The organism is Leclercia sp. 1548 (assembly GCF_050435045.1).
GTDB classification, from domain to species: domain Bacteria; phylum Pseudomonadota; class Gammaproteobacteria; order Enterobacterales; family Enterobacteriaceae; genus Enterobacter; species Enterobacter adecarboxylatus.
This window is the reverse complement of the sequence record NZ_JBNDJP010000006.1, coordinates 162,225-184,891: the sequence shown is the minus strand read 5'-3', so window position 1 is coordinate 184,891 and position 22,667 is coordinate 162,225. Positions and strand designations below refer to the sequence as shown.

Below are 22,667 nucleotides of genomic sequence, written 5' to 3'. Positions count from 1 at the left end.
GGGTAAACAAGGGGTTATTTAACAAATGCTACAGACTTAATTAATAGATTTGGCGAATAAAAAAGGGTGCCGAAGCACCCCTTTATTTACCGGTGTGAATTACCACACGTAAGTCAGCAGGCTTTGTGAGTCCGGCACCATAAAGTCGACGGACATCATTACGCTCAGCGCGGTAATGGCGATGATGGAGAAGCCGAACAGCTTGCGCGCCCAGACTTTGTCATCTTCGACTTTATAACCGCGTAGCGCCATTCCCAACCACCAGACGCTCACTGCGGCCGCAACGACCAGATATTTATATCCGGCATAGCCGCCCAGGGAGAGCATCAGCGTAGCAATGGCAAAGGCAATGATGTACAGCGTGATATGGTTCTTCGCCACTGAAATGCCTTTCACCACCGGCAGAACCGGAATGTTCGCTGCCTGATAATCCTTAAAGCGGAAAATCGCAATGGCGTAGGAGTGCGGCATCTGCCACAGGCTAAAGATAGCCAGCAGGATGAACGCACCACTGTCGAACTCGTTGGTGACAGCACAGTAGCCAATCACCGGCGGCGCAGCGCCGGAGAGAGAACCAATCAGCGTACCGTAGACGGAGTGACGTTTCATATACAGGCTGTAGACGCCTACATACACCACGAAACCCATCACCCCCAGCCAGCAGGCCAGAGGGTTAGCGCCGAACCACAGCAGCATAAAGCCAGCAATACCCAGCAAGGTGGCGTACACCAGCGAGACGGCAGGAGACATCAGGCCTTTTACCAGCACCCGATTTTTAGTCCTTTCCATCTTCCTGTCGATATCCATGTCGATGTAGTTATTAAATACACAACCGGACGCGACAACCAGTGACACCCCAACCAGCGTGTAGATAAAGAGGGTGTAGTCGATGCTGCCTTTCGAGGCCAGCAGGAACCCTCCGATCACCGAGATCAGGTTGCCAAAGATGATGCCAGGTTTTGTGACTTGCAGGTATTGCTTAAACATACTCGCCGCTCTTAGTGAACCATCATGTTGTAGTTGAGGTTCCACATGATCCAGATGGAGCCGACTACCAGGATTGCGATGATAATCACGGTAAAGATGAATGCCGTCATGTTCCAGCCTTCATCAGATTTGGTGTTCATGTGCAGGAAGCAAACCAGATGCACCAGAATCTGCACTACCGCGGTAACCAGGACGGTGCCCAGGATTGCCGCGTGAGAAGCAGTACCGCTCATCACCATCCAGAACGGGATCACCGTCAGGATGATCGACAGGATAAAACCTGTCATGTAGGTTTTTACGCTACCGTGGGAAGCGCCATGATCGTTTGAATGACTCATTACATCGCCCCCATCAGATACACAACAGAGAACACACAGATCCACACCACATCCAGGAAGTGCCAGAACAGGCTCAGGCACATGATACGGGTGCGGTTAGTGCTGGTCAGGCCGCGACGGGATACCTGGAACATCAGTACCGCCATCCAGATCAGACCGGAGGTCACGTGCAGACCGTGGGTACCAACCAGCGCGAAGAACGCTGACAGGAAACCACTGCGATCCGGGCCGAAGCCTTCAGCAATCAGGTGATGGAATTCATAGATTTCCATTCCGATAAAGCCAGCACCAAACAGCCAGGTCAACGCCAGCCAGGAGACAACCTGGCTTTTGTTGTTCTTATACATGGCAATTGCGGCCATGCCGTAGGTGATGGAGCTGAATAACAGCAGTGCGGTTTCAACCAGAACGAACGGCAGCTCGAAAATGTCCTTACCGGTCGGGCCGCCCGCTGTGCCGTTCACCAGAACGGCATAGGTTGCGAACAGACAGCAGAACAGAATGCAGTCGCTCATCAGGTAGATCCAGAAGCCGAAGACTTTCATCGGCCCTGTATCATGGTGCCCGTGTTCATGCGCATGGGCAGTCGCGTGGGTTAAAGTATCAGTTGCCATTTTTCAGCCCCGCTTTAGCAATCTCGTCGAAATGCTGTTTTTCCAGGATTTCAACTTCACGGACTGGTACGTAGTAGTCCACGTCCTCATCAAAGCTCTTCACAATCCAGCTGATCACGATGCCAGCAAAGCCGACAATCGCAAGCCACCAGATGTGCCAGATCATGGCGAAACCAAATACCGTAGCGAAGGCGGCGATAACCATACCCGCAGCGCTGTTTTTCGGCATGTGGATCTCTTCGTAATGCGCTGGCTGTTTGTACGCTTCGCCTTTTTCTTTCATTTCCCAGAATGCGTCACGCTCATGAATGTGCGGCACAACGGCAAAGTTATAGAACGGCGGTGGAGAAGAGGTTGCCCACTCCAGCGTACGGCCACCCCATGGGTCACCGGTCAGGTCACGGTTCTGCTCACGGTCACGAATAGAGACGTAGAACATAATCAGCTGAGACGCGATACCACAGGCAATCAGCGCTGCACCGACAGCTGCAACAACCAGCATTGGGTGGAACTGCGGATCGATCTGCTGGCTCAGACGACGGGTCATACCCATGAAGCCCAGCACGTACAGCGGCATAAATGCTACGAAGAAGCCGATGATCCAGAACCAGAACGCGCGTTTACCCCATTTTTCATTCAGCGTGAAGCCGAACGCTTTTGGCCACCAGTAGGTTACGCCAGCGAAGCAGCCGAAGACGACGCCGCCGATGATAACGTTATGGAAGTGCGCAATCAGGAACAGGCTGTTGTGCAGAACGAAGTCAGCACCCGGTACGGCCAGCAGTACACCGGTCATCCCACCAACGGAGAAGGTGACGATGAAGCCGATAGTCCACAGCATTGCTGAGTGGAACTGGATACGGCCCTGGTACATGGTGAACAGCCAGTTGAAGATCTTAACCCCGGTTGGGATCGCGATAATCATGGTGGTAATACCGAAGAAGGCGTTTACGTTCGCGCCCGCACCCATGGTGAAGAAGTGGTGCAGCCAAACGATGAACGACAGAACGGTAATACATACGGTTGCCCACACCAGTGAGGTGTAACCAAACAGACGCTTACGTGAGAAGGTCGCTGCGATTTCGGAGAACACACCGAAGACCGGCAGAACCAGGATATACACTTCAGGGTGACCCCATGCCCAAATCAGGTTGATGTACATCATCATGTTGCCGCCCATATCATTGGTAAAGAAATGGGTGCCCAGATAGCGATCCAGGGTCAGCAGCGCGACGGTAACAGTCAGAATTGGGAAGGAAGCGATAATCAGGATGTTGGCGCACAGAGATGCCCAGGTAAATACTGGCATCTTGAACATCGTCATACCTGGTGCACGCATCTTCAGGATGGTCACAAAGAAGTTAATACCGGTCAGGGTAGTACCGACACCGGAGAGCTGCAGCGCCCAAATCCAGTAATCAACACCTACGCCTGGACTGTATTCAATCCCTGACAGCGGCGGATAAGCCAGCCAACCGGTCTGCGCGAACTCACCTACGCCCAGAGAAAGGTTAACCAGAATCACACCGACAACCGTGAACCAGAAGCTCAGGTTGTTCAGGAACGGGAACGCAACGTCGCGCGCGCCGATTTGCAGCGGCACAACCACGTTCATTAGACCGATAACCAGCGGCATCGCCACGAAGAAGATCATAATCACGCCGTGCGCGGTAAAGATCTGGTCGTAGTGGTGCGGTGGCAGGAAGCCTGCTTCACCCGCAGACGCAAGAGCCTGCTGGCTACGCATCATGATTGCATCGGCAAAGCCACGAATTAACATGACGATACCGACGACGCAGTACATGATACCGAGTTTTTTGTGGTCAACCGAAGTCAGCCACTCATTCCACAAGTAGCTCCACTTACCGAAGTAAGTGATCAAGCCCAGTAAGGCTGCGCCACCGATGACAATGGCAGCAATCGTAACCATGATAATCGGCTCATGGTACGGCACTGCATCCAGTGTTAATTTTCCGAACATTTTCTTCCTCGGCCCCTTAGTGAGAGGTTTCCGCGTGGCTCATGTCCATGCCTTCCATCCCTTCGTGCTTGCTATGCTCGCCTTCAGGTTGGGTCAGGTCCATGCTCTTGCCGTGGTCCATAAATTTGCCAATAACGTCTTTGAACAAATTCGGTTTCACGTTAGAGAAGTACTCCACCTTGTTGTATTCGCTAGGTGTTGCCACTTTGTCGAACGTAGCCATGTCAGACATGGTGTTCGGAGACTGTTTCGCTTTAGCAACCCACTGGTCGAAAGCGGCACGGTCCGGCGTGGCAATGGCTTTGAACTTCATACCAGAGAAGCCCGGGCCACTGTAGCTGGCGGAGATACCATCATAGGTGCCTGCTTCATTCGCGATCAGGTGCAGGTTGGTCTGCATACCGGCCATCGCGTAAATCTGGCTACCCAGACGCGGAATAAAGAAGGAGTTCATCACGGAGTTAGACGTTACTTTGAACTGCACCGGGACATTCGCCGGGAAGGCGATTTCATTCACGGTAGCAATGCCCTGTTCCGGGTAGATGAAGAACCATTTCCAGTCCATGGAGACGACTTCGATCGTAATCGGTTTCTCATCGTGAACCAGCGGTTTTGCAGGTTCGAGCGCGTGAGTGGTTTTCCATGTCAGTACGGCAAGGAACAGGATGATCAGAATTGGCACCGTCCAGACCACAGCTTCCACTTTATTGGAGTGTGACCAGTTAGGGCTATACTTCGCATCTTTGTTGCTCGCACGATACTTCCAGGCGAAACCAACAGCCATCAAGATGGCGGGAATCACGACGATCATCATCAGGCCGAAAGCCGTCAGAATGAGCGAACGTTGCTCCAGTCCAATCTGTCCTTTGGGGTCTAGCAGCGCAGAATCACAGCCACTGAGTAAAACAGTGCCTGCAAATAACGACAACCATCCCAAACATTTATTGTATTTCCTAAGTGTCATTTAACGACCTCAATTCCACGGGGACCTGGTGGCGTTTAAAGTGTGCGGGCATTTTACGGGAAGGTTACATTACTGTAAACATCATTAGACCTGTGTCAGGAACGTGTTACCGGGTTCTGCCAGGGAAGTCACAGTTGTTACAAATTATAGCGGTTTTCCAGACGCAAGCACCGTCAGCCGGGCTTTATAACGAAACAGACTCTGCGGGAGGGGTAAAAAGGGCAATTGGTATAACCATTGCTAAAAACATACAAATAATTAACAAATAATCATCAATAAAGAGACAAATAAAAAACGTAAAATTAATGTTTCGTTTGCTGAATCGGTTAACGAAAAATATCTTTTATTCCCCGTTCCAGTAATTTCCAGAATTCTAAGAGGCACGAAACAACAAATATAATTTTGGATTGAGCAAACTTATTCGGCGTTATAATTTACCAGGGTGATTACAACAGGAAATAACATTTTGTGAGGGTTTTACGCATTTTGGGTTCCACGCATTGCCAGGTAGTCCAGAAGCGCCCCGGTCAGGATCCCGGTTACCGCCAATAGCGCGCCAATGTCCAGCAGAAGCAGGCTAAACGGCAGTGCGAGGGCGGTGGTGGCATTAACAATCGCCACGATGAGCCACAGGGCCAGGGTCAAACATCCTACCAGCAATATTCCTGACGCGAAGCGATAAGCCGCCGGGAAACGCGTCCTGACCATAAAGTGTTCTGTCTGCTGAGTATATTCCAGCGAGCGACGGCATATTAACAGCAACAGTAGCCCAGGAATGGCCGCAAAGACGGAGAAGAGATAAAACTCCGCCCAACCGTGCGCTTCCACAAACCAGCCCGCAATAGGACCGACGTAGACCCGCCCTACGGCAGAGAGCGCAGAGAGCAGGGCGAACTGGGTCGCGGAGAAGGATTTATTGCACAGCGTCATCAGCAGGGCGACGAAGGCTGCCGTTCCCATCCCGCCGCACAGGTTTTCAAAGAACACCGCCGTCGCCATGCTGAGCATATGCTTATCGGTGATCGCGAGCAGCCAGTAACCGGCATTCGACAACCCCTGCAGGATGCCGAAAATCATCAGGGCACGGAACAGGCTTAAGCGCTGCATCAGGACGCCGCCATACAGCGCGCCGATGATAGTAGCAATCAGCCCCAGCGTCTTATTCACCACGCCCACTTCCCCCGCATCGAAGCCCACGCCGCGGATCAAAAAAGTGGTCGTCAGGCTCATGGCGAACGCATCACCGAGCTTATACAACACAATCAGCAGCAGAATGAGCCAGGCATTGTTGCGGCCAAAGAAGTCGCGCAGCGGTTCGGCAACGGCCTGCTCAAGTGAGCGAGGAACGGGAATAACATCGCTTGGTTCAGGCGCGAGGAAGGTGGCAATCATGCAGGGGATCAGCAGGACGGCCATCAGCCAGTACATACCCTGCCAGCCGAGATAGCGGTCTGCCAGCCATAAGGCCAGCCCACCGGAAACCAGCATCCCCAGACGATAACCCAGAACGCTGATTGCAGCCCCGGCGCCACGCTCTTCGGCCGAGAGCACGTCGGTTTTCCAGGCATCGAAAACGATATCCTGGGACGCAGAACAAAAGGCAATCACTACCGCCAGCGCGGCCATCCAGCGAAGCTGCGACGTGGGTTCAAGGAAGCCCATCGCGGCAATCGCCAGCAGCAGCATCGCCTGAGTCATCAGTAACCAGCCACGACGCCTGCCGAGGAAAGGCGGGGTGTAGCGGTCCATCATCGGCGACCACAAAAACTTAAAGACATAGGCCTGGCCGACCAGTGAGAAGAAGCCGATGGTTTTAAGATCGATATCTTCTACGGTCATCCAGGCCTGTAACGTGCCCGATGTCAGTGCAAGGGGTAAACCGGAGGCGAAACCGAGGATCAGCAGGATAGCTGATTTGGGCTGCTGGAAAATACGTAAGTATTGACTGGACATGAGCAGGCAAACTGACCCGACCGGGCGTCGGGTCAGCAGGCAGTATTAACGTGCGTTCTGCTTGATGAATTCGTGAATGCTGGTGTCCTGCGCCATATCGGCGATGGTGTCGGTCAGCACGCTGTTCACGGCATTAGCGATATTGGTGTTGGTGGCCTGGAAGGCACCTTCAACAGAATAGCTTGCACGGTAGTTCTTGTTCATCTTGTTGCCGTTTTTGGCGGTGGCGATGATGGCGATATCGGCTTTGGTCGCGATGTTGTAGCGCACGTTGCCCTGAGAGACGTCAGCGTACAGGTTGTTAACGATGATCTGCAGATCAACTGCACCGCTTGGGCCAACCATGTAGCCGCGTGACGTCATTTGCTTCTCGAGCACTTCCTGCAGCAGGAAACGCAGATCGCGGGAGGCGGTAAGCGTCACCAGCTGGTTATCACGGGTTACTTTCGCCAGCGCCTGGTCTTTACGCTGATCCGCGCCGTTGATGCTGACAGTGACGCCCATCAGGCTTGGATCCTGCTGCGGCAGCGTGATCTTCGGAGAAACATCAATGGTAGTCGGTGGGGTTGCACAGCCGGCCAGCATAAACAGGGCGACCATCGGGAAAAGAAGTTTTTTTAACATGTTCTGGCTCTCAACGAATCGTAGACATATATAGAAAAAAATTGCCGCCATCATAACATCGCCAACGGCAAGGGGAAGTGGTCAACGCATGTAAATTCATCGCCTTGTCTGAAAACTGACCACCTGAAACGCTTTTCCGTTATCTGAGCGACAAAACGACTCTCCCCTTATATGACTTCATACGGTTGAATGAGAAAATCAGATGAAAGCTAAATTTTTGTTGTCTTCTTGTTATGCAAGCGGTAAAAGCGGCTAATATTTAAAGGGATGGGTGACATCTCAGCGTTGTCGGAGGAGTAATTTCATGATGATACGTGAACAGATTGAAGATAAGTTAAGGGCGGCCTTTGAACCTGTGTTCCTTGAAGTCGTCGACGAAAGCTATCGTCATAACGTACCGGCAGGCTCTGAGAGCCACTTCAAAGTGGTGCTGGTCAGCGATCGTTTCACTGGTGAGCGTTTTCTCAATCGTCACCGTATGATTTACGGAACCCTGACGGAAGAGCTTTCGACCACGGTCCATGCGCTGGCGTTGCACACTTACACGATCAAAGAGTGGAAAGGTCTGCAGGATACGATTTTTGCATCGCCACCGTGCCGGGGAGCCGGGACGATCGCCTAAGAAATCCAGTTTGCAACAGCGGGAGCTTTTCCAGTATGTTGCATAAAGATTACGTCAAAACGGCCTGCGGGCCGTTTTGTTTTGTCCGGGTTTAGGGCCGGTGGCGCGATTTTAAGGCCGAAAATAGCCTGAAATTGTGAAAAAAGCCGCAGCAACATGCGCCAACCGTTCTCGACTCACTAAAGTGATGCCGCTATAATGCCGCGTCTTAATATGAATGTCTTCGGGATGATTCTGGCGACAGGGAATGTGAATCTGCTAAGAGAGCATCCCGGTATTGCGAGGCAAATTCAGAGTTGACCGAGCACTGTGATTTTTTTGAGGTATAAAGATGCAAGTTTCAGTTGAAACCACTCAAGGCCTTGGCCGCCGTGTAACGATTACAATCGCTGCTGACAGCATCGAAAACGCTGTAAAAAGCGAGCTGGTCAACGTAGCAAAGAAAGTCCGTATTGACGGCTTCCGCAAGGGCAAAGTACCGATGAATGTTGTTGCTCAGCGTTATGGCGCTTCTGTTCGCCAGGACGTGCTGGGTGACCTGATGAGCCGCAACTTCGTTGACGCGATCATCAAAGAAAAAATCAACCCAGCCGGTTCCCCGACCTATGTGCCGGGCGAATACAAAATGGGCGAAGACTTCACCTACGCGGTAGAGTTCGAAGTTTACCCGGAAGTTGAGCTGAAAGGTCTGGACGCGATTGAAGTTGAAAAACCAATCGTTGAAGTCACTGAAGCCGACGTTGACGGCATGCTGGACACCCTGCGTAAGCAGCAGGCGACCTGGAAAGACAAAGACGGCGCTGCTGATGCAGAAGACCGCGTCACCATCGACTTCTCCGGCTCTGTAGACGGCGAAGAGTTCGAAGGCGGCAAAGCGTCTGACTTCGTACTGGCAATGGGCCAGGGTCGTATGATCCCAGGCTTCGAAGACGGTATCAAAGGCCACAGCGCAGGTGAAGAGTTCACTATCGACGTGACCTTCCCGGAAGAGTACCACGCTGAAAACCTGAAAGGTAAAGCCGCGAAGTTCGCGATTACCCTGAAGAAAGTTGAAGACCGCGAACTGCCAGAACTGACTGCAGATTTCATCAAACGTTTCGGCGTTGAAGATGGTTCTGTTGAAGGCCTGCGTGCAGAAGTGCGTAAAAACATGGAACGCGAGCTGAAAGGCGCTGTGCGTAACCGCGTTAAGTCTCAGGCGATCGAAGGTCTGGTTAAAGCTAACGAAATCGAGATCCCATCTGCTCTGATCGACAGCGAAATCGACGTTCTGCGTCGCCAGGCTGCACAGCGTTTCGGTGGCAATGAGAAGCAAGCTCTGGAACTGCCTCGTGAGCTGTTCGAAGAGCAGGCTAAACGCCGCGTTGTTGTTGGCCTGCTGCTGGGCGAAGTCATTCGTACCCACGAGCTGAAAGCTGACGAAGAGCGTGTTAAAGGTCTGATCGAAGAGATGGCTTCTGCCTATGAAGATCCATCAGAAGTGGTTGCTTTCTACGGCAGCAACAAAGAGCTGATGGAAAACATGCGCAACGTTGCACTGGAAGAACAGGCTGTTGAAGCCGTTCTGGCCAAAGCAAAAGTGTCTGAAAAAGCCACCTCTTTCAACGAACTGATGAACCAACAGGCTTAATTCTGCCTGCTTCGTTTAAAGTTTGAGCAAAAAACCCGTTGCCTTCCGGCGGCGGGTTTTTTTTATCACACTTATAAAACACGAAGCGTGATAAAACGCCTTTTCAGTGTTAGCGTTAAAACAAAAGATTGTTATGCTTGAATTAGGGCTGAGCCGTCCCCATTAGTGGGAAAGGTAGTATTAAAGAGACTGGCTGATAATCCGTCCACAAGGTTACAATCAGTACAGCAGGTATTTTCATTTTTTTATCCAGGAGACGGAAATGTCATACAGTGGCGAACGAGATAACTTTGCACCCCATATGGCGCTGGTGCCAATGGTTATTGAACAAACCTCTCGAGGTGAACGTTCTTTTGATATCTACTCCCGTCTGCTTAAAGAACGCGTTATCTTCATGACTGGCCAGGTGGAAGACCACATGGCGAACCTGATCGTAGCGCAGATGCTGTTTCTGGAAGCGGAAAACCCGGAAAAAGACATTTACCTGTACATCAACTCCCCAGGCGGCGTGATCACTGCCGGGATGTCCATTTACGATACCATGCAGTTCATCAAGCCTGATGTGAGCACCATTTGTATGGGCCAGGCGGCATCGATGGGCGCATTCCTGCTGACTGCAGGGGCAAAAGGCAAGCGCTTCTGCCTGCCGAATTCGCGCGTAATGATTCACCAGCCGCTGGGCGGGTACCAGGGCCAGGCGACAGATATTGAAATTCATGCCCGTGAAATCCTGAAAGTTAAAGGGCGCATGAATGAACTTATGGCTCATCATACGGGTCAATCATTAGAGCAGATCGAGCGCGATACCGAGCGCGATCGCTTCCTGTCCGCACCAGAGGCAGTAGAGTACGGCTTAGTCGACTCCATTTTGACCCACCGTAATTGATGCCCACGGCGCGGGTGTGCCGCTATACTATGGTAGGGCGGCACCTTGCTTACGAGCAGCCTGCGTCTGAGAATGGCATTTGCGTCGTCATGTGCGGCACAAAGAACTTAAAAAGAGGTTTTGACTCATGACAGATAAACGCAAAGATGGATCGGGCAAACTGCTTTATTGCTCTTTTTGCGGCAAAAGCCAGCATGAAGTGCGCAAACTGATTGCCGGGCCATCCGTGTATATCTGCGACGAATGTGTCGACTTATGTAACGACATCATCCGCGAAGAGATTAAAGAAGTCGCACCACACCGTGAGCGCAGCGCGTTACCGACGCCGCATGAGATCCGTCATCATCTTGATGATTATGTCATCGGCCAGGAACAGGCTAAAAAAGTGCTGGCAGTGGCGGTGTACAACCACTACAAACGTCTGCGTAACGGGGATAACAGCAACGGTGTTGAGCTGGGCAAAAGTAACATTTTGCTGATCGGTCCAACCGGTTCCGGTAAAACCCTGCTGGCAGAGACCCTGGCACGTCTGCTGGATGTTCCGTTTACCATGGCGGATGCCACCACCCTGACCGAAGCCGGTTATGTGGGTGAAGATGTGGAAAACATCATCCAGAAACTGCTGCAGAAGTGCGATTACGACGTACAGAAAGCCCAGCGCGGGATCGTGTATATCGATGAGATCGACAAAATCTCGCGTAAATCCGATAACCCGTCCATCACCCGTGATGTATCCGGTGAAGGCGTCCAGCAGGCTCTGCTGAAACTGATCGAAGGAACGGTTGCTGCTGTTCCGCCGCAGGGAGGCCGTAAGCATCCTCAGCAGGAGTTCCTGCAGGTTGATACGTCTAAAATCCTGTTTATCTGTGGCGGTGCATTTGCTGGCCTGGATAAAGTCATTGCTAACCGTGTTGAAACCGGCTCGGGTATTGGTTTTGGCGCAACGGTGAAGGCGAAGTCTGAAAAAGCAAAAGAGGGCGAACTGCTGACCCAGGTGGAGCCAGAAGATCTGATCAAGTTTGGTCTGATCCCTGAATTCATCGGCCGTCTGCCGGTTGTCGCCACGCTGACAGAGCTGAGTGAAGATGCGCTGATTCAGATCCTGAAAGAGCCGAAAAACGCCCTTACCAAACAGTATCAGGCGTTGTTCAATCTGGAAGGCGTTGAGCTGGAGTTCCGCGACGAAGCGCTGGATGCGATCGCTAAAAAAGCGATGGCGCGTAAAACCGGTGCACGTGGTCTGCGTTCGATCGTTGAAGCAGCCCTGCTCGATACCATGTACGATCTTCCTTCAATGGAAGAAGTTGAGAAAGTGGTTATCGACGAGTCCGTCATCGCCGGCCAAAGCAAGCCGCTGCTGATTTACGGTACCCCGGAAGCCCAGCAGGCCTCTGGCGAATAATTCACCAGGGCATACAAGCAGTTAATCAAAAAGGGGGGATTTTATCCCCCCTTTTATTTTTCCGTAAACATGGCGTTGAATGTGTGGGAATCATCCCCATATACTGGATTACATGTTTATGGTTGCATGAAGCACAGTCCTGCAACCTGATTACCTGGCGGACACTAAACTAAGAGAGAGCTCTATGAATCCTGAGCGTTCTGAACGCATTGAAATCCCCGTATTGCCGTTGCGCGATGTGGTGGTTTATCCGCACATGGTCATACCCTTATTTGTAGGGCGGGAAAAATCTATCCGTTGCCTTGAAGCCGCCATGGATCATGATAAAAAAATCATGCTGGTTGCGCAGAAAGAAGCATCAACGGATGAGCCGGGTGTAAACGATCTGTTCACCGTCGGAACCGTGGCCTCTATTTTACAAATGCTGAAGCTGCCTGATGGCACCGTGAAGGTGCTGGTCGAGGGGCTGCAGCGTGCGCGTATTACCACGCTATCTGATGATGGCGAACACTTCGCAGCAAAAGCCGAATACCTGGACTCGCCTCAGCTTGATGAGCGTGAGCAGGAGGTGCTGGTACGCACCGCCATCAGTCAGTTTGAAGGCTATATCAAGCTGAACAAAAAAATCCCACCAGAAGTGCTGACGTCGCTGAACAGCATCGACGATCCTGCACGTCTGGCTGACACCATCGCTGCGCACATGCCGCTGAAGCTGGCTGACAAACAGTCCGTGCTGGAGATGTCCGACGTTAACGAGCGTCTGGAATATCTGATGGCGATGATGGAATCTGAAATCGATCTGCTGCAGGTTGAGAAACGCATTCGCAACCGCGTTAAAAAGCAGATGGAGAAATCTCAGCGCGAGTACTATCTGAATGAGCAGATGAAGGCCATTCAGAAAGAACTGGGTGAGATGGATGACGCACCTGACGAAAACGAAGCGCTGAAGCGTAAAATCGACTCGGCGAAAATGCCGAAAGAGGCAAAAGAGAAGGCCGAAGCAGAACTGCAGAAGCTGAAAATGATGTCTCCAATGTCAGCGGAAGCCACGGTTGTTCGCGGCTATATCGAGTGGATGGTTCAGGTTCCGTGGAACGCCCGCAGCAAGGTCAAAAAAGACCTGCGCCAAGCGCAGGAGATCCTGGATACCGACCACTACGGTCTGGAGCGCGTCAAAGACCGCATCCTTGAGTATCTCGCGGTTCAAAGCCGTGTTAACAAGCTCAAAGGCCCAATTCTGTGTCTGGTAGGGCCGCCAGGGGTGGGTAAAACCTCTCTGGGTCAGTCTATTGCTAAAGCGACCGGACGTAAGTACATCCGTATGGCGCTGGGCGGCGTACGTGACGAAGCGGAAATCCGCGGTCACCGTCGGACCTATATCGGTTCGATGCCAGGCAAACTTATCCAGAAAATGGCAAAAGTAGGGGTTAAAAACCCGCTGTTCCTGCTGGATGAGATCGACAAAATGTCTTCCGACATGCGCGGCGATCCGGCTTCAGCCCTGCTTGAAGTGCTGGATCCAGAGCAGAACGTGGCGTTCAGCGATCACTACCTGGAAGTGGACTACGACCTCAGCGATGTGATGTTCGTGGCGACCTCCAACTCCATGAACATCCCGGCACCGCTGCTGGATCGTATGGAAGTGATCCGTCTTTCTGGTTACACCGAAGACGAAAAACTGAACATTGCCCGTCGTCACTTGCTGTCGAAGCAGATTGAACGTAACGCTTTGAAAGAAAGCGAATTGACCGTTGAAGACAGCGCGATCATCGGCATCATTCGCTATTACACCCGTGAAGCGGGCGTGCGTAGCCTTGAGCGTGAAATCTCCAAGCTGTGTCGTAAGGCGGTCAAACAGCTGCTGCTCGATAAGAGCCTGAAGCACATCGTTATTAACGGCGACAACCTGCACGAATACCTTGGTGTTCAGCGTTACGACTATGGTCGTGCTGACAGCGAGAACCGTGTAGGCCAGGTAACGGGTCTGGCGTGGACGGAAGTGGGCGGCGATCTGCTGACCATTGAAACCGCCTGTGTGCCGGGTAAAGGCAAGCTGACCTACACCGGCTCGTTGGGTGAAGTCATGCAGGAGTCCATTCAGGCTGCGCTGACCGTGGTGCGTGCGCGTGCGGAAAAACTGGGTATCAACCCGGATTTCTACGAAAAACGCGACATCCACGTTCACGTACCGGAAGGGGCGACGCCGAAAGACGGCCCGAGCGCCGGTATCGCGATGTGTACTGCGTTGGTTTCCTGCCTGACCGGCAACCCGGTGCGTGCCGACGTGGCGATGACCGGTGAAATCACCCTGCGTGGCCAGGTTCTGCCAATTGGCGGTTTGAAAGAAAAACTGCTGGCAGCCCACCGTGGTGGCATTAAAACGGTCCTCATCCCGTATGAGAACAAGCGCGATCTGGAAGAAATCCCGGATAACGTTATCGCCGATCTGGAAATCCATCCTGTGAAACGCATTGAGGAAGTTCTGACCCTTGCACTGCAGAATGAGCCTTCCGGTATGCAGGTTGTAACCGCAAAATAGTGACCTCGCGCAAAGAGCGTCAATAAAAACAAGGCTGGTAAGCTAATTCGGGCTTGCCAGCCTTTTTTTGTATAGCTAATTTAGATTGCTGATTAGGCCAACCATCAACAACGGGTGTTGTAAGGTCATGGCAGGCCTGATATAACTGCTGCGCGGTCGCGTTTTGAAGGACTCAGGCGCGATATAAATTATAAAGAGAGGAAGAGAAGAGTGAATAAATCTCAACTGATTGACAAAATTGCTGCGGGTGCTGACATCTCCAAAGCTGCGGCTGGACGTGCGTTAGATGCTTTGATTGCTTCTGTTACCGAATCTCTGCAGGCTGGGGACGACGTGGCGCTGGTAGGTTTTGGTACTTTTGCTGTTAAAGAGCGTGCTGCCCGTACTGGCCGCAACCCTCAGACCGGCAAAGAGATCACCATCGCTGCTGCTAAAGTTCCGGGCTTCCGCGCCGGCAAAGCGCTGAAAGACGCAGTAAACTGATCGCTTTCTTACGTCAGGGAAGTTGAAAAGTACAAGGGCGCATCATTTGATGTGCCTTTTTTGTTTGTCCAGACCTGATTTATGTGAGTTTATGCGAGTTGTGGGCTGACAATCGCCCCGGTTTCTTGTCACAATACGTCTTTACGCGCTGCGGTCAGGATTTCCGCCAGCGTCAGGTCACCAGTCACCTACAGCGGAGTGTGGTTACACCATGATGGACAGCTTACGCACGGCTGCTAACAGTCTCGTGCTCAAGATTATTTTTGGTATCATTATCGTGTCGTTCATTTTGACCGGCGTGAGCGGATACCTGATTGGCGGTAGTGCAAACTACGCCGCAAAAGTGAACGACCAGGAAATCAGCCGTGGGCAGTTTGAGAATGCTTTTGCGGGTGAACGTAACCGCATGCAGCAACAGCTGGGCGATCAGTTCTCTGAACTGGCGGCGAATGAAGGGTACATGAAAAACCTGCGCCAGCAGACGCTGAACCGTCTCATCGACGAAGCACTGCTGGATCAGTATGCCCGTGAAATCGGTCTGAGCATCAGCGACGATCAGGTTAAGAAAGCCATTTTCTCCACCCCGGCTTTCCAGAATAACGGCAAATTCGATAACACCCGCTATAACGCTATCGTGAACCAGATGGGGATGACGCCGGATCAATATGCTCAGGCGCTGCGTAACCAGCTGACCACTCAGCAACTGATCAACGCCGTAGTGGGCACCGACTTCATGCTGAAAGGCGAAGCGGATGAACTGGCGACGCTGGTTTCTCAGCAGCGCGTGGTGCGTGAAGCTACCTTCGACGTCAACGCTCTTGCGGCTAAACAGCAGGCAAGCGACGAAGAAGTGAAAAGCTACTACGAGCAGAACAAGAACAACTTCACTTCCCCGGAGCAGTTCCGCGTAAGCTACATCAAGCTGGATGCGGCTGCGATGCAGGAAAACGCTACCGATGCGGAGATCCAGACTTACTACGATCAGCATCAGGACCAGTTCACCCAGCCACAGCGTAACCGTTACAGCGTCATTCAGACCAAAACTGAAGCCGATGCCAAAGCGGCGCTGGACGAGCTGAACAAAGGCACCGACTTCGCGACGGTCGCGAAAGAGAAATCCACCGATATCATCTCTGCGAAAAACGGCGGTGACATGGGCTGGCTGGAAGAGGGCACCACCCCGGACGAGCTGAAAAACGCGGGTCTGAAAGAGAAAGGTCAACTTTCTGGTGTGATCAAATCCTCCGTCGGTTTCCTGGTGGTGCGTCTGGATGACATCACTCCTGCGACCACCAAACCGCTGGCTGACGTCCGTGATGATATCGCGGCGAAAGTGAAGCAAGAGAAAGCGCTGGATGGCTTCTATGCGTTGCAGCAGAAAGTGAGCGACGCGGCCAGCAATGACAACGAATCGCTGGCGGGCGCTGAGCAGGCTGCAGGTGCGAAAGCGGTAACCACCGGTTGGTTCAGTCATGACAACCTCCCGGAAGAGCTGAACTTCAAGCCGGTTGCGGATGCGATCTTTGGTGGCGGTCTGGTGGGCGAAAACGGTACCCCGGGCAGCAACTCTGACATCATCACCGTCGATGGCGATCGCGCCTTTGTTCTGCGCGTGAGCGATCACAAGCCAGAAGCGATCAAGCCACTGGACGAAGTGAAAGATCAGATTACTGCCCTGGTGAAACATAACAAAGCCGTGCAACAGGCCAAGCTGGACGCTGAAAAGCTGCTGGCTGAGCTGAAAGCCGGTAAAGGTGACGAGGCGCTGAAAGCGGCTGGCCTGAGCTTTGGCGAGGCGAAGACGCTGAGCCGTACCGGTCAGGATCCGATCAGCCAGGCGGCGTTTGGTCTGAGCCTGCCGGCAAAAGACAAGCCGAGCTTCGGTATCGCCAACGACATGCAAGGCAACGTAGTGGTTCTGGCGCTGGACGAAGTGAAAGCGGGCACCATGCCGGAAGCGCAGAAGAAAGCGATGGTTCAGGGTATCACCCAGAACAACGCGCAAATCACCTTCGAAGCCCTGATGAGCAACCTGCGTAAAGACGCCAAAATCAAGCTGGGCGATATTATGACCCAGCAGTAATTACGTCGCTGCTCGCAAATTTGAGCAACGTAATGCAACAACTAAAGGCCGCTTTCGCGGCCTTTTCCATTTCTGCAATCTGCTGTTTGTCCCGGTGAAGCGGCCCGTTTATGGTGAGTGGGCTGTCAACAAACAAGGAGAAAACAGCATGAAACATGGAATTAAAGCCCTTTTTATTACGCTTGCCCTTGCTTCTGCCGGGATGAGCCATAGCGTGCTGGCGGCGACACCAGCCGCCAAAACACAGGCTGTGCAGGGCAAATCCGATGCGCAACCCCTCGCCGCCTCACCCCAGCCGTCGAAAGCGGCGGAAACGGAGAAAGAGCGGATCAGTATCAATTCCGCTCCGGCGGAGGAGCTGGCACGGGTGATGAACGGTGTGGGGCTGAAGAAAGCCCAGGCGATTGTCAGCTACCGGGAAGAGTACGGCCCGTTCAAAACGCTTGATGACCTGAAACAGGTGCCTGGAATGGGCGCGGCGCTGGTGGAGCGTAATCTTGCTAATCTGACGCTGTAATAACTTGCACAGTAGCTAAAATTTGCCAGGATAAAGAGGTCATACCAGTTATGACCTCTGAATCTTATAAATAATAACCCTGAAGGCTATTGCGCTATGCAGACCCAAATAAAAGTACGCGGTTATCACCTTGATGTTTATCAACACGTTAATAACGCTCGTTATCTCGAGTTTCTTGAAGAGGCGCGCTGGGAAGGGCTGGAAAACAGCGATAGCTTTCAATGGATGACCGAGCGTCGTATCGCCTTTGTTGTAGCGAATATCAACATTAACTATCGTCGCCCCGCGGTACTCAGCGACTTGCTCACCATCACCAGTCAGCTTCAGCAGTTGAACGGTAAAAGCGGGGTGCTAAGTCAGGTGGTGACGCTGGAGCCGGAAGGACAGGTGGTGGCAGATGCGTTAATTACCTTTGTCTGCATCGATCTGAAAACGCAGAAAGCGTTGCCGCTGGAAGGGGAACTCCGTGAGAAGCTGGAGCTGTTAATCAAATAACCCCGCTGCGGATGCCGGGCGAAGCGGATCCTTCACCCGGCAGACTGGCCCGCTTAGTTAAGACCGGTTTTCTTTTTCAGGGCCGCCATCACCCCGGCTTTATCGGCAAGATAGTGATTCAGGCCGTTAGCGCGCAGATTACAGGCGGCGCAATGGCCGCAGCCATCACCCTGAATGCCGTTATAGCAGGTCAGCGTTTCGTTACGCACCAGATCCAGTTTGCCCCAGTAGTCAGCCAGCGCCCAGGTTTCGGCTTTATCGAGCCACATTAGCGGCGTTTCGAAGCGGATATCTTTAGCCATGCCAAGATTTACGGCATGGTTGAGGGCTTTCACGAACTCGTCGCGGCAGTCCGGGTAGCCGGAGAAGTCGGTTTCACACACGCCGGTAATAACAGCCTCGGCTTTCACCTGGTAGGCATAGATGGCGGTCAGGGTCAGGAAAAGAATATTACGTCCCGGCACAAAGGTATTCGGGATCCCCTCGGCATCCGGTTCGTAGTCCGGCACCGGAATACTGTCGCGGGTGAGGCTGCTCACCGCCAGTTCGTTGAGCAGGGTGACGTCCAGAACCTTATGCGCCCGTGCGCCGAGTTTCACAGCCAGTTTCTGCGCGACCTCAATCTCTTCGCTATGGCGCTGACCATAGTCAAAAGTCACACAATGGACTTCATCATATTGCTGCAGAGCCTGAACCAGACAGGTGGTGGAGTCCTGGCCTCCACTGAACACGACAACGGCACGTTTCATTAGTCTTCCCAACTTTGACGATTAAAGACCTATGTTAACGTCTGCCCGTGGCGGCGACCAGCTTCTTCACGCTTTCGGGGCTGGCAGCCAGGCCTCGGTAAAATCAAACCAGCCACGCGGATTCAGACGGATGCCGTTTACCCCCGGCGGGGCACTGATTTGATACTGATAGTTGAACAGCGGCGTCAGGACAGCGCGTTCCATCAACCGGGTGAATACCTCTTTCAATGCCAGATGGCGCGCTGCCGCGTCGGGCAGAACCTGAACTGCATCCAGGGTCGCCATCAGGTGCGCAAACTGCGGGGCGCTAAGCAGATGCGGCCAAAGGGTATCGCAGCGTAACCACTGCTCCAGGGTGTATTCCGGCGCTTCGCCAATCAGCCTGTCGCCCATCATGATATCGGCATCTGCCAGAGCGGCGCAGCCATCCCAGGTTTTCGCGTCGTGAAAAATCACTGTCAGCTGACACCCTTCCTGCGCCAGGTAGCGTTTAAGCTGCTCTGCCATGGTGTGGAGTTCTACCGGCAGGTGGTAAACCAACGTAAGGAATTGTGGCAGAACAGTGTTCTCCTCCTGCGCCCACTGTGGAATGGACCACCCCGGCAGTAACGCCTGGGTCGGGGTGATGAGATCCTCGTCCAACGGCAGCGTATGCAGAAGGGCGGTGTGATGAATAATGTCGATCACCTTGCGGGCCTGCGCCTCGCTTAACCGGCCGCTCTGTTTCAGGGTGAGATAGCAAAAGCCGAGGCTGATACTGTTGCTGACCAGCCGCAGACGGGCAAGTTCCTCCGGCTCGCCAATGGCGATTTGTACTGGATGACGGCAGCTGGTGCCTAAATCCTGGTCAAAAAGCTGGGGTGTGATCCAGTATTCAATCGCTTTCAGAAGCGGATGCCCCAGATGGTACTGCTCGTGGCTTTCCAGCCGGACCAGATCCGCGTCGAAGATCGCCAGCCGAAACGGCCCGCTCCCCGTCAGGGGGTGTTCAGGGTGAGCAATACGACTGCAATAGCTTGCCAGGCGGTGTGCCAGCCAGTAATCCGGCTGATGCAGCACAAAGGTCAGGCACTGCGGGTGGGTCACCTCAATCAGCTTTACGCTGTTAAACAGTTTGCGCAGCGCGGGCAGGGTGAGTAACTGCGTCAGTTGGCTCTGTAGCTGGGCCGCCTCGACCTTATCACCGTTATGCCAGTGAAGCGTGGAGCGAAGATAAAAATGCCAGCGTAACCCGTCAGCAGTAATCTCCCAGTGATGGGCCAGATCGCCTCCAGGCTCGCTGCTGGTGTCGTTGAACCGCGTCAGGCCGGAAAAGATCTGCCCGACCAGATGCTGCTCGGCGCGGCCGGGTAAAAAACCGGGATGAAGCGGATCGAGTGGCCGGTAATAGGGAATGCGCAGCGTCGGAGTATTGTTCTGCCACTGCCCACCCAGAAAAGGATGCAGCAGCGCGCGCAGCGCCTGGGGAGCCAACTGAGCCAGCTCCAGAGCGTTGTGCTGCTGGCCGTTTTTTAGCGCCTGCTCCATCATCGTGTTGCGCAGCGATTCGGGGGTGACATGAAAGCGCAGCTCACCGCGTTTACCGCGCCCGGACTGCGCCTGCCAGCATAACCAGCCCGCCTCCTGGGCCTGACGCAAAAGTGTACGCACGTGCCTTTCGCTGCAAAAACAGCGGCTGGCCAGTTCGGCCACGCTCACCTGCTGCGGCGCACCGGCGGAGGGTTGCCACAGCCGCTGGTACTGATTAAGTCGATTGAGCTGGCGCATAATAAACCCGGAACAATAATTTCCATCTATTCAGTATTACTTCCGTATATATCACGCAATACTGAAGCACAAGTTAACCCCCTCACACTTTCGGAGATCCTATGGCACGGCTGGCTGCATTTGATATGGATGGCACCTTGTTAACGCCGGACCACCGTTTAGGCGACAAAACGCTAAGTGTGCTCAAGCGACTGCGTGAGCGCGACATTACGCTTACCTTCGCCACCGGTCGACATGTGCTGGAGATGCGTCACCTGATGGGTACGCTGGCCCTTGATGCCTTTTTGATCACCGGCAACGGCACGCGCATTCACTCCCTGGAGGGGGAGGTGCTCTATCGTCAGGATCTCGCCCCGGATGTGGCGGAGCAGGTGCTGCATACCACCTGGGATACCCAGGCCAGCATTCATGTGTTTAACGACACCGGCTGGCTGACTGGAAAAGCGATCCCGGCGCTGCTGGAAGCGCACGTCTACAGTGGTTTCCAGTATCAGCTGACCGATCTACGCCGTATCCCGGCGCATGCGGTAACCAAAATCTGTTTTTGCGGCGACCACGACGATCTGTGCCGTCTACGCATCCAGCTCAATGAAGCCTTAGGCAGCCGCGCGCATCTTACGTTTTCGGCAATAGATTGCCTGGAAGTGCTGCCGGTCGGGTGCAACAAAGGTTCTGCCCTGGCGGTACTGAGTGAGCATCTGGGCCTGAGTTTGCAGGAGTGTATGGCGTTTGGCGATGCGATGAACGATCGCGAGATGCTGGGCAGCGTGGGGCGCGGCCTGATCATGGGCAATGCGATGCCGCAACTGATCGCTGAGCTTTCGCATTTACCGGTTATTGGACACTGCCGTAACGAGGCCGTGTCCCATTTTTTAACCCATTGGCTGGATACACCTGATCTTCCTTATTCCCCCGAATAGTGAGACCCTTCCAGCAAGCCAGACGATAGTCTGGCTTTTTTTATTTTACCAGCCGGGCAATCTCTGCCAGCCACGGGGTCACATCGCCAATGTTGGCTTTCACCCATCCGGCGTTGTAGTAGGTGTCCAGGTAACGCTCGCCGCTGTCGCACAGAAGGGTAACGATGGAGCCGGTTTGCCCGGCCTCCCGCATCCGCGCGGCCAGCTGTAACGCGCCCCACATGTTGGTCCCGGTCGATGCCCCGACCTTACGGCCCAGCTGCGTTTCCAGCCAGTGGGCGGTGGCGACGCTGGCGGCATCCGGCACGCGGAGCATCTCGTCCACAACGTCAGGAATAAACGACGGCTCTACCCGCGGGCGGCCAATCCCTTCGATTTTACTGCCCACCGGGCTGCGCAGGGCGGGATCGCGCTGCTGCCAGTAATCCAGGAACACCGAGTTTTGCGGATCCACCACCATCAGACGGGTATCGTACCCCTGGCAGCGAATATAGCGGCCAATGGTGGCCGAGGTCCCACCGGTTCCGGCGCTCATCACGATATGGGCGGGCACGGGATGAGGTTCATTTTGCATCTGGCGGAAAATACTGTCGGCAATGTTGTTATTGCCGCGCCAGTCCGTTGCCCGCTCTGCATACGTAAACTGATCCATATAATGACCGTTCAGCTCCCGGGCCAGCATCTCTGATGCCGCATAAATTTCACAGGCGCTTTCCACAAAGTGACAACGGCCACCGTAGAATTCGATCTGTTCGATTTTGCGTTTCGCCGTACAGGCGGGCATAACAGCGATAAAGGGCAGGCCGAGCAGGCGGGCAAAATAGGCCTCAGAAACGGCGGTGGAGCCGGAAGAGGATTCAATGATGGTGGTACCTTCATTGATCCAGCCATTACACAGCCCGTACAGGAACAGCGAACGCGCCAGTCGGTGCTTCAGGCTGCCGGTCGGGTGGGTACTTTCGTCTTTCAGATAGAGCTGAATACCGGCAAAGCCTGGCAGGGTCAGGCGAATAAGGTGTGTATCTGCCGAGCGCTGATAATCGGCATTAATTTCACTGATGGCGTTTTTAACCCAGGAGCTATTCATCACAGTTATCCGTTTGTCATTTTGTG

Annotated in this window: 20 protein-coding genes; 10 read left to right on the top strand and 10 right to left on the bottom strand. The window is 53.4% G+C overall.

Annotation, left to right across the window (positions count from 1 at the left end; genetic code table 11):
- Positions 1–99 precede the first annotated feature (99 nt).
- The 7 genes from cyoE to ABIE02_RS16950 all read right to left on the bottom strand — a co-directional run bounded on the left by cyoE (position 100) and on the right by ABIE02_RS16950 (position 7,461).
- A complete protein-coding gene (cyoE, locus tag ABIE02_RS16980; RefSeq protein WP_032616825.1) occupies positions 100–987 on the bottom strand; it encodes a heme o synthase in 888 nt (295 codons plus the stop codon).
- Positions 988–998: 11 nt separating this feature from the next.
- Positions 999–1,325, bottom strand: a complete 327-nt coding sequence (locus tag ABIE02_RS16975; RefSeq protein ID WP_032616827.1) for a cytochrome o ubiquinol oxidase subunit IV — start codon at positions 1,323–1,325, stop codon at positions 999–1,001.
- Positions 1,325–1,939, bottom strand: a complete 615-nt coding sequence (locus ABIE02_RS16970) for a cytochrome o ubiquinol oxidase subunit III (protein ID WP_032616828.1) — start codon at positions 1,937–1,939, stop codon at positions 1,325–1,327. The genes ABIE02_RS16975 and ABIE02_RS16970 overlap by 1 nt, the downstream gene beginning before the upstream one ends.
- Entirely contained in the window at positions 1,929–3,920 is a 1,992-nt protein-coding gene (gene cyoB, locus ABIE02_RS16965) for a cytochrome o ubiquinol oxidase subunit I (RefSeq protein ID WP_032616829.1), read from the bottom strand. Before cyoB ends, ABIE02_RS16970 begins: the two co-directional genes overlap by 11 nt.
- 16 nt (positions 3,921–3,936) lie before the next feature.
- The gene (gene cyoA, locus ABIE02_RS16960; RefSeq protein WP_032616830.1) at positions 3,937–4,884 is read right to left on the bottom strand and encodes a cytochrome o ubiquinol oxidase subunit II; all 948 of its coding nucleotides are present in this window, start codon (positions 4,882–4,884) and stop codon (positions 3,937–3,939) included.
- 477 nt (positions 4,885–5,361) lie between these two features.
- Positions 5,362–6,837: a muropeptide MFS transporter AmpG gene (gene ampG / locus ABIE02_RS16955; RefSeq protein ID WP_059308612.1), complete on the bottom strand. Its 1,476-nt coding sequence runs from the start codon at positions 6,835–6,837 to the stop codon at positions 5,362–5,364.
- A gap of 45 nt (positions 6,838–6,882) precedes the next feature.
- Positions 6,883–7,461: a lipoprotein gene (locus ABIE02_RS16950; RefSeq protein WP_032616832.1), complete on the bottom strand. Its 579-nt coding sequence runs from the start codon at positions 7,459–7,461 to the stop codon at positions 6,883–6,885.
- A gap of 304 nt (positions 7,462–7,765) precedes the next feature.
- Between ABIE02_RS16950 and bolA the strand changes: the two genes are divergently transcribed.
- The 9 genes from bolA to ABIE02_RS16905 all read left to right on the top strand — a co-directional run bounded on the left by bolA (position 7,766) and on the right by ABIE02_RS16905 (position 18,118).
- The gene (gene bolA, locus ABIE02_RS16945) at positions 7,766–8,083 is read left to right on the top strand and encodes a transcriptional regulator BolA (protein WP_032616833.1); all 318 of its coding nucleotides are present in this window, start codon (positions 7,766–7,768) and stop codon (positions 8,081–8,083) included.
- A 331-nt stretch (positions 8,084–8,414) separates the two neighbouring features.
- On the top strand, positions 8,415–9,713 hold the full coding sequence (gene tig / locus ABIE02_RS16940; RefSeq protein WP_032616834.1) for a trigger factor: 1,299 nt from the start codon (positions 8,415–8,417) through the stop codon (positions 9,711–9,713).
- Positions 9,714–9,975: 262 nt separating this feature from the next.
- Positions 9,976–10,599, top strand: coding sequence for an ATP-dependent Clp endopeptidase proteolytic subunit ClpP (gene clpP, locus ABIE02_RS16935; RefSeq protein ID WP_032616835.1), 624 nt, complete (start codon positions 9,976–9,978; stop codon positions 10,597–10,599).
- A gap of 127 nt (positions 10,600–10,726) precedes the next feature.
- Entirely contained in the window at positions 10,727–12,001 is a 1,275-nt protein-coding gene (gene clpX / locus ABIE02_RS16930; RefSeq protein ID WP_032616836.1) for an ATP-dependent protease ATP-binding subunit ClpX, read from the top strand.
- A gap of 184 nt (positions 12,002–12,185) precedes the next feature.
- On the top strand, positions 12,186–14,540 hold the full coding sequence (lon, locus tag ABIE02_RS16925; protein ID WP_117385945.1) for an endopeptidase La: 2,355 nt from the start codon (positions 12,186–12,188) through the stop codon (positions 14,538–14,540).
- A 210-nt stretch (positions 14,541–14,750) separates the two neighbouring features.
- The gene (hupB, locus tag ABIE02_RS16920) at positions 14,751–15,023 is read left to right on the top strand and encodes a nucleoid-associated protein HU-beta (RefSeq protein WP_002444653.1); all 273 of its coding nucleotides are present in this window, start codon (positions 14,751–14,753) and stop codon (positions 15,021–15,023) included.
- A 211-nt stretch (positions 15,024–15,234) separates the two neighbouring features.
- Complete coding sequence (gene ppiD / locus ABIE02_RS16915) at positions 15,235–17,106, top strand: peptidylprolyl isomerase (protein WP_077227874.1); 1,872 nt, start codon at positions 15,235–15,237, stop codon at positions 17,104–17,106.
- A 148-nt stretch (positions 17,107–17,254) separates the two neighbouring features.
- On the top strand, positions 17,255–17,623 hold the full coding sequence (locus tag ABIE02_RS16910) for a helix-hairpin-helix domain-containing protein (RefSeq protein ID WP_059308609.1): 369 nt from the start codon (positions 17,255–17,257) through the stop codon (positions 17,621–17,623).
- 96 nt (positions 17,624–17,719) lie between these two features.
- The gene (locus tag ABIE02_RS16905) at positions 17,720–18,118 is read left to right on the top strand and encodes a YbgC/FadM family acyl-CoA thioesterase (protein ID WP_032616841.1); all 399 of its coding nucleotides are present in this window, start codon (positions 17,720–17,722) and stop codon (positions 18,116–18,118) included.
- 53 nt (positions 18,119–18,171) lie between these two features.
- On the opposite strand, the gene queC is transcribed toward ABIE02_RS16905, so the two are convergent.
- Both queC and ABIE02_RS16895 read right to left on the bottom strand, forming a co-directional pair.
- Positions 18,172–18,867, bottom strand: coding sequence for a 7-cyano-7-deazaguanine synthase QueC (gene queC, locus ABIE02_RS16900; protein ID WP_032616842.1), 696 nt, complete (start codon positions 18,865–18,867; stop codon positions 18,172–18,174).
- A 66-nt stretch (positions 18,868–18,933) separates the two neighbouring features.
- Positions 18,934–20,634, bottom strand: a complete 1,701-nt coding sequence (locus ABIE02_RS16895; RefSeq protein WP_059308607.1) for an SgrR family transcriptional regulator — start codon at positions 20,632–20,634, stop codon at positions 18,934–18,936.
- Positions 20,635–20,735: 101 nt separating this feature from the next.
- Here ABIE02_RS16895 and cof point away from each other — a divergent pair, with 101 nt between their 5' ends.
- Complete coding sequence (gene cof / locus ABIE02_RS16890; protein WP_059308606.1) at positions 20,736–21,554, top strand: HMP-PP phosphatase; 819 nt, start codon at positions 20,736–20,738, stop codon at positions 21,552–21,554.
- 40 nt (positions 21,555–21,594) lie between these two features.
- Here cof and ABIE02_RS16885 read toward each other — a convergent pair whose 3' ends face one another.
- Positions 21,595–22,644, bottom strand: a complete 1,050-nt coding sequence (locus ABIE02_RS16885) for a PLP-dependent cysteine synthase family protein (protein WP_220123977.1) — start codon at positions 22,642–22,644, stop codon at positions 21,595–21,597.
- Positions 22,645–22,667 lie beyond the last annotated feature (23 nt).